Origin of the sequence: Streptomyces sp. UH6 (assembly GCF_013421635.1) — a bacterium.
GTDB classification, from domain to species: Bacteria; Actinomycetota; Actinomycetes; order Streptomycetales; family Streptomycetaceae; genus Streptomyces; species Streptomyces abyssomicinicus.
Map to the genome: position 1 here is coordinate 1 of NZ_JACADT010000215.1, position 7,416 is coordinate 7,416.

The 7,416-nt window shown below is 68.5% G+C and carries 7 protein-coding genes; 3 read left to right on the plus strand and 4 right to left on the minus strand.

The annotated features are described in order from the left end of the window. From HW445_RS13245 to HW445_RS13260, 4 genes are all read right to left on the minus strand, one after another. Positions 1-913, minus strand: a 913-nt coding sequence (locus HW445_RS13245; RefSeq protein ID WP_180221222.1) for a glycoside hydrolase family 3 protein, incomplete at its 3' end; no start/stop codon positions are given. A 7-nt stretch (positions 914-920) separates the two neighbouring features. Beyond that, positions 921-1,751, minus strand: a complete 831-nt coding sequence (locus HW445_RS13250) for a carbohydrate ABC transporter permease (protein WP_180221223.1) — start codon at positions 1,749-1,751, stop codon at positions 921-923. After that, complete coding sequence (locus HW445_RS13255; protein ID WP_374939642.1) at positions 1,748-2,686, minus strand: carbohydrate ABC transporter permease; 939 nt, start codon at positions 2,684-2,686, stop codon at positions 1,748-1,750. The genes HW445_RS13250 and HW445_RS13255 overlap by 4 nt, the downstream gene beginning before the upstream one ends. A gap of 120 nt (positions 2,687-2,806) precedes the next feature. Beyond that, a complete protein-coding gene (locus HW445_RS13260; RefSeq protein ID WP_180221225.1) occupies positions 2,807-4,084 on the minus strand; it encodes an extracellular solute-binding protein in 1,278 nt (425 codons plus the stop codon). Between the two features lie 395 nt (positions 4,085-4,479). Between HW445_RS13260 and HW445_RS13265 the strand changes: the two genes are divergently transcribed. From HW445_RS13265 to mctP, 3 genes are all read left to right on the plus strand, one after another. Further along, positions 4,480-5,244, plus strand: coding sequence for a GntR family transcriptional regulator (locus HW445_RS13265; protein ID WP_151771337.1), 765 nt, complete (start codon positions 4,480-4,482; stop codon positions 5,242-5,244). Positions 5,245-5,365: 121 nt separating this feature from the next. Next, entirely contained in the window at positions 5,366-5,647 is a 282-nt protein-coding gene (locus HW445_RS13270; protein WP_180221226.1) for a DUF3311 domain-containing protein, read from the plus strand. After that, the gene (mctP, locus tag HW445_RS13275; RefSeq protein WP_180221227.1) at positions 5,644-7,269 is read left to right on the plus strand and encodes a monocarboxylate uptake permease MctP; all 1,626 of its coding nucleotides are present in this window, start codon (positions 5,644-5,646) and stop codon (positions 7,267-7,269) included. The genes HW445_RS13270 and mctP overlap by 4 nt, the downstream gene beginning before the upstream one ends. The last annotated feature ends 147 nt before the right edge of the window (positions 7,270-7,416 follow it).

The window sequence follows — 7,416 nt, forward strand, 5'->3', positions numbered from 1 at the left end:
CCCGCAGCCGCCGCACCGTCTCGTCGTCGGCGAGTCCGCCGCCCACGCAGATGGCGTCGGCGCCCGCCGCGACGGCGAGCACGCTGCCGCGCTCGATGCCGTACGTGGCGGCGATCGCGCGCATCTCCATGCCGTCGGTGACGATCAGCCCGTCGTAGCCCAGTTCCCGGCGCAGCAGCCCCCCGAGGATCCGCTGCGACAGGGTGGCCGGGAACTCGGGGTCGAGGGCCGGGACGAGGATGTGCGCGCTCATCACGGCACGCGACCCGGCCGCGACCGCCGCCCGGAACGGCGCGAGTTCCCTCTCGCGCAGCACCTCGGCATCGATGTCGATCCGCGGCAGCGCGTGGTGCGAGTCGACCGCGGTGTCCCCGTGGCCGGGGAAGTGCTTGGTGCAGGCGGCGACGCCCGCGGACTGCAGGCCCTCGACGTAGGCCGCGGTGTGCCGGGCGACCAGGGCGGGGTCGGCGCCGAAGGAGCGCACCCCGATCACCGGGTTGGCGGCGTTGGAGTTGATGTCGGCGGACGGCGCCCAGTTGAGGTTGACGCCGCACTCCGCGAGCCGACGCCCCAGCTCGGCGGCGACCCGGCGGGTGAGGTCGACGTCGTCCACCGCGCCCAGCGCGTGGTTGCCGGGGAAGGAGGAACCGGTGCGGACCTCCAGGCGAGTGACGTCGCCGCCCTCCTCGTCGATGGCGACGAGGACGTCCTCACGCTCCTGGCGCAGCCGTGCCGTCAGCGCGGCGAGCTGCTCCGGGGAGGCGATGTTGCGTCCGAACAGGCCGACCGAGGCGAGTCCCTCGCCCAGCCGGCGCAGCAGCCAGTCGGGGGCGGTGGTGCCGGTGAAGCCCGGCTGGAGGACGGTCAGCGCGTCCCGGGTGAGCGTGTCCATGCGTGGTGCCGTGGTGGTCATCGGCGGGTCACCCCTTCACCGCGCCCGAGGTCAGCCCGGCGACGGCCCTGCGCTGCAGGAAGACGAAGACGATCAGGATGGGCACGGCGAACAGCGAGGACGCGGCCATGGTGGCGCCCCAGTTGTCGCCGAAGATGGTCTGGAAGCTGGTGAGCCACAGCGGCAGGGTCTGCATCTCGACGTCCTTGTTGAGGATCAGCACCATCGGGAACTCGTTCCAGGCGGTGATGAAGCCGAACAGGGAGGTCGCCATCAGGCCGGGCGCCAGCAGCGGGAAGATCACCTTGACGAACGCCTGCGGCCGGCTGCAGCCGTCCACCATGGCGGACTCCTCCAGTTCCCTGGGCACCGCGGCGACGTAGCCGCGCAGCGTGAGGATCGTGAAGGGGAGCACCATCACCATGTAGAACAGGGTGAGCGGCACCAGGCTGTTGAGCATGTCGGCGTCACGCACGATCAGGTAGATCGCGATGACCATGACCTCCCAGGGGGCCATCTGCGCGATCATGAAGGCGACGACGAACCCGCGCCGGCCCTTGAACTTCATCCGGGCCAGCGCGAAGGACGCGGCCAGGCCGATCACCAGGGACATCAGCACGGCCAGCACGGTGACCGTGACGGAGTTGCCCACCAGCGTCCAGAAGTGGTCCGCCGCGAACGCGGTGCGGAAGTTCTCCAGCGTGCCGTCGAGCGGCAGGAAGACCGGGGTCTCGGAGACGATGTCGCCACGCTGCTTGAACGCGGTGGAGAACATCCAGTAGACGGGGAAGACGAAGACGACGAAGAGCAGCACGGCAAGGGTGCCTGGCCATGTGCGGGCGAACAGCGAGCGGTTCACAGCTCGTCCTCCCCTTGCTTGAGCACGGTACGCAGGTAGTAGGCGGTCAGCACCAGCAGGATGGCGATGGTCAGGAACGAGATCGCCGCGCCCATGCCGTAGTGCTGGTTGCCGGGCCCTTCGACGAAGGCGTAGAGCGGCAGGATCTCGGTCAGCCGGTCCGGTCCGCCGCGGTTGATGGCGTACACCTGGGTGAGGGCCTTGAAGACCCAGATGACCTCGAGGAAGGTCGTCGCCCACAGGAACGGCCTGATGTGCGGGAAGGTCACCGAGGTGAAGCTCTTCCAGGCGCCGGCGCCGTCCAGCGAGGCGGCCTCGTAGAGCTCCTTGGAGATCGTGGTCGTCGCCGCGTAGAGGTTGATCGCGACGAACGGGATCGACTGCCAGACGATCAGCAGGATGATCACCGAGAAGGTGGAGACCTGGCTGCCGAACCAGTTGTAGTCGGCCATGGACTCCCAGCCGAGCTGGGCCAGGATCCAGTTGACGACGCCGAACCGCTGGGCGAACAGCCACTGGAAGACGGTGGTGCCGGCGATGGTCGGCATGGCCCAGGCGAGGACCAGGCCGAGCAGCAGCAAGGTGCGCATACGGCGGCCGAGGCGGGCCAGCAGCAGGCCGATCAGGGTGCCCAGCACCATGATCAGCACCACGTTGATCGAGGTGAAGACGATCGACCGCAGCGTGACGCGCCAGAAGATCTCGCTGCCGAGGGCCTCCTGGTAGTTGCTGAACCCGGTCCACTCGGTGAGGTGCTGGATGAGCTGGCGCGGGTTGAGGTTCTGGAACGAGATGACCAGGTTCTTGACCAGCGGCCAGCCCAGCAGCACCGCCGTGGCGAGCAGCGACGGGATCAGCAGCAGGTAGGGGGCGGACGACTCGCCGCGCCGCTTGGGGCGGCCGCTCCCCGAGCCGTTGGGGATCTTGACGGACACGGGGGACCCGGCAGCCGGGTCCGCGTCCAAGCGCTCGGTCTGCGCAGTCACAACACACTCCGTGAAGTCATCGAGACATGGCCGGGGGCGGCCTCAGGGCCGCCCCCGGCGTCACATCGCTCAGCTGGTCTGCGCGAGACGCTTGTTGATCTCGTCCTCGACCTGCTTGGCGGCCTCGGCGGGCGACTTTCCGTTCAGGACGGCCGTCAGGTACGTCTTGATCGGGTTGGGGTCGTTCTCCACCGGGGCCCAGGACGGGATCAGCGGAGTGGTGCCACCGAACGCGGCGGCCGGGGCGGCGGCCTCGGCGGCGGCGTTGCCGGTCAGGTTGGAGTTGAGCGCCTCCTTGTTCGGAAGGACGCCGTTCTCCTTGGCCAGCTGGCCCTCGTACTTGTCGGACAGCGCGAGCTTCAGGAACTCCTTGGCGAGCTCCTGCTTCTTGCTGCCCGCGGCGACGGCCAGGTTGGAGCCGCCGAGGAAGACGCCCTCGGGCTTCTCGGCGGTGTCACCGGGGATGGTGAAGTAGCCGATCTTGTCCTCGATGGACTTGTCCGCCTCGATGGCGATGCCGGCTTCCCAGCCCATGCCGATGAAGGCGCCGACGTTGCCCTTGCCGAAGACCTCACCCTGCTGCGGGGTGGCCTCGTCCTTGTCCTTGGGGGCCTTGGAGTAGGACTGGAACTTCTTGTAGAGCTCGGCCGCCTCGGCGACCTTCGGGTCGGAGAGGTTGGAGACCCACTTGTCCCCGTCCTTCTTGACCAGCTCCGCGCCCTTGCCGATGGTCAGGCCGGTGAAGAAGTACCAGTTCTGGCCGGGCAGGTAGATCGGCTCGGCGTCGGTCTTCTTCTCGATGGCGTCGAGGGCCTTGAAGAAGTCGTCCCGGGTCTTCGGGGTCTCCTTGATGCCGGCCTCGTCCCAGATCTCCTTGTTGTAGATCACCACGCGGTTGGCGAAGTACCAGGGAGCGGCGTACTGGACACCGTCGTAGACGGAGGACTTGTTGAGGGCCTCGGTCCACTCGCCGCCGATCTCGGCCTTGAGGTCGGTCAGGTCGGCGAGACCGCCGGTGGCCGCGTAGGCGGGCGTCTGGGTGTTGCCGATCTCCAGGACGTCCGGCGGGTTGCTCTCCGAGAGGGCGGTGGTGACCTTCTGCTGGATCCCGTTCCACTGCTGGATCTCGATCTTGAGCTTCGCGCCGGTCTTCTTCTCGAACTCGGCGGTCAGGTCCTTCTGCCACTGCTCGGGCGTCGACCCGTCCATCGCCCAGACGGTCAGGGTCTCGCCCTTGAAGCCGTCCTTGCCGGACTTGGCATCGTCAGTGCCGTCCGAGCCACCGCACGCCGCGACGGAGACCATCATGCCCGCGGCGACCGCCGCGGCTGTCAGCTTGCGCTTCACGCCACCCTCCTCAGGGATGCCACATACCCCCCTGCCCACCTCGGTGCCGAAGAGCCGCGTGCTGCTGCCGACGTGTACTGCCCGTGGGGCCGGGACCTGGACCAATGGTGTAGACCAGTAGGGGGAGCTTGGCCCAGACCAATAGGGCTGTCAAGGAGTCGGAACACAGGCACGGAGGTCCGTGACGCTTCCGAGATATGCAGGGTTCCTGCGGGATTCGCTCCCGGGGCGACCTCCGCGCGAGGATGGGCGGGCGGGTAGACCAATCATCGCAGTGGCGCTATGGACTAGACCAAAGCGAGCGGCCGACGGTATACAGGATCTTCGCGGGGATCACGGAGCGTAGGCGCTCCCCCTCCTCACCCCCCACGGAAGGCCCCGACGAGAGGCGGAAGATGAGCACCGACGTCAGCAGCGCCGAGGGCGAGGGCGGAGCCGTCGTCCGGACCGCGCGCGTGCCCAAGTACTACCGCCTGAAGAAGCACCTGCTGGAGATGACCGAGACCCTGCCGCCCGGCACCCCGGTCCCCCCGGAGCGGACCCTCGCCGCGGAGTTCGACACCTCCCGCACCACGGTCCGCCAGGCGCTCCAGGAGCTGGTGGTGGAGGGCCGGCTGGAGCGCATCCAGGGCAAGGGCACCTTCGTCGCCAAACCGAAGGTCGCCCAGTCCCTGCAACTCACCTCGTACACCGAGGACATGCGCGCCCAGGGCCTCGAACCCACCTCGCAGCTGCTGGACATCGGGTACATCACCGCCGACGACACGCTGGCCGGGCTGCTGGACATGACCCCCGGCGGACGGGTGCTGCGCATCGAGCGGCTGCGCATGGCCGACTCCGAGCCGATGGCGATCGAGACCACCCACCTGTCGGCCAAGCGCTTCCCCGCACTGCGCCGCAGCCTGGCCAAGTACACGTCCCTGTACACGGCACTGGCCGAGGTCTACGACGTCCGGCTCTCCGAGGCGGAGGAGACCATAGAGACCTCGCTGGCCACGCCGCGGGAGGCCGGGCTGCTCGGCACCGACGTGGGCCTTCCGATGCTGATGCTCTCCCGTCATTCGCTGGACATGGACGGCGGACCGGTGGAATGGGTGCGTTCGGTCTACCGCGGCGACCGGTACAAGTTCGTCGCCCGGCTGCGGCGCCCGGAGGACTGACCGCGCCGACGCGGCCCCGCACGCACGCTTACCGATTCGCAACGCGAACGAGGCTATCCAGGTGTGTGCCGCGTCACTTACATTGCCGACGCCAATCAGCCAGAGGCAATGGAGCTGTTCGATGTCCGAATCATCAGGGGCAGGCGGAGGGACGGTGACCCCCGTGCGGGTCGTCATCGCGCTGTGCCTGCTCGCGCCCTTCGTGGCGATGCTGTGGGTGGGGTCCTACGCGAAGGTCGAACCGACCTTCATCGGCATCCCGTTCTTCTACTGGTACCAGATGGCGTGGGTCCTGATCTCCACCGCGCTCACCATGGTCGCCTACGTCCTGTGGCGCCGTGACCAGCGTGGTCGCGCCGCCTCCCGTCACTCCTCCACGAAGGACGGGGGTGCGTCGTCATGACCGAGGGCGTGAACGTCGTCGCACTGGTCGTCTTCTGCCTCTTCTTCGTCGCCGTCACCGTGATGGGCTTCCTGGCGGCGAAGTGGCGCAAGGCCGCGAACGAGAACTCGCTGGACGAATGGGGCCTGGGCGGCCGCTCGTTCGGCACCTGGATCACCTGGTTCCTGCTGGGCGGCGACCTCTACACCGCGTACACCTTCGTCGCCGTCCCCGCGGCCATCTACGCGGGTGGCGCGGCCGGCTTCTTCGCGGTGCCGTACACCATCCTGGTGTACCCGCTGATCTTCACCTTCCTGCCGCGCCTGTGGTCGGTCTCGCACCGTCACGGCTACGTGACCACCTCGGACTTCGTCCGCGGCCGGTACGGCTCCAAGGGCCTCTCCCTCGCGGTGGCGGTCACCGGCATCCTCGCCACGATGCCGTACATCGCCCTGCAGCTCGTCGGCATCCAGGCGGTGCTGGACGTGATGGGCGTCGGCGGCGGGGAGAACACCCACTGGTTCATCAAGGACCTGCCGCTGCTCATCGCCTTCGGTGTGCTGGCCGCCTACACGTACTCCTCCGGCCTGCGGGCTCCCGCGCTGATCGCGTTCGTCAAGGACACCCTGATCTACCTCGTGATCGCCGTGGCGATCATCTACATCCCGATCAAGCTCGGCGGCTTCGACGCCATCTTCGAGGCGGCGAGCGGCAAGTTCGAGGCCATCAACCCGGTCACCGAGAAGCCGACCGGCGCCCTCGTGCCGGCCGAGCCGGGCCAGTGGACCTACGCCACCCTGGCGCTCGGCTCCGCGCTCGCGCTGTTCATGTACCCGCACTCGATCACCGCGACGCTCTCCTCCAAGAGCCGTGAGGTCATCCGCCGCAACACCACCATCCTGCCGCTCTACTCGCTGATGCTGGGCCTGCTGGCGCTGCTCGGCTTCATGGCCATCGCGGCCGGCATCCAGGTGGCCAACGGCCAGCTGGCCATCCCGCAGCTCTTCGAGAACATGTTCCCGAGCTGGTTCGCCGGCGTCGCCTTCGCCGCCATCGGCATCGGCGCGCTGGTCCCGGCGGCGATCATGTCCATCGCCGCGGCCAACCTGTTCACCCGGAACATCTACAAGGACTTCCTGAAGCCGGACGCCACGCCGGAGCAGGAGACCAAGGTCTCGAAGATCGTCTCGCTGCTGGTGAAGGTCGGCGCGCTGGTCTTCGTCCTCGGCATGGACAAGACGGTCGCCATCAACTTCCAGCTGCTGGGCGGCATCTGGATCCTCCAGACCTTCCCCGCCCTGGTCGGCGGCCTGTTCACCCGCTGGTTCCACCGCTGGGCCCTGATCGCCGGCTGGGCGGTCGGCATGATCTACGGCACCTACCAGGCGTACCTGGTCTCCTCCCCGACGCAGAAGCACTTCGGCGGCTCCTCCGCCGAGATGCCGCTGATCGGCGAGATCGGCTACATCGGCTTCACCGCCATCGTCCTGAACGTGCTCGTCACGGTGGTCCTCACCTTCGTCCTCCGCGCCGCCAAGGCCCCGGACGGCGTGGACGAGACCAGCCCGTCGGACTACACCGCGGACGCCGGCGACCAGGGCGTCGACCCGGAACTCCCGCCGGTCACCGCGCCCACGCACTGACCCGGCCCGTCCGTTCCGATTCCGCGGCCCCGCGCACCCACGTGCCCGGGGCCGCGAGCTTGCCGGGCCTCGGTCCCTGGGGCTTCCGCCCCGCTCGCCCACGGTCCCCCGGAGGCCTCCTGCCTCCGGCCCGGCTCCCAGGCTCCG